This window comes from Citrobacter sp. wls613 (assembly GCF_005281195.1).
Taxonomy (GTDB): domain Bacteria; phylum Pseudomonadota; class Gammaproteobacteria; order Enterobacterales; family Enterobacteriaceae; genus Citrobacter; species Citrobacter gillenii.
This window is the reverse complement of the sequence record NZ_SZXN01000031.1, coordinates 9,510-9,791: the sequence shown is the minus strand read 5'-3', so window position 1 is coordinate 9,791 and position 282 is coordinate 9,510. Positions and strand designations below refer to the sequence as shown.

At 36.9% G+C, this 282-nt stretch carries 1 pseudogene; it reads right to left on the bottom strand.

Annotation, left to right across the window (positions count from 1 at the left end):
• Window positions 1–282: pseudogene (locus FDX01_RS23165) on the bottom strand (hypothetical protein); the annotation flags it as partial.

The window sequence follows — 282 nt, the reverse complement described above, 5'->3', positions numbered from 1 at the left end:
TTGTAGATCGGCTATTTCTAATTATGTCGTTTGTACCATCCGTTTCAGGTATGCCTTTTTCTGTGATAGCACTATAAATGGCAAACGCAGTTTCATACCATGCACTGACACAGGCGAAATCACTACACCTTTCCCTAGAATTCCATAAAGATTTGGTAATTTCTGAAAAAGCCTTCCTGTCCTGAACTGATGCTTTAGCCATGCCAAAAACATATTTTAAATCATCATCTCTTTTAGAAAGGTTTTGGTCTGAACAAACAGTTTTTTCAGCGAAACTTTTTG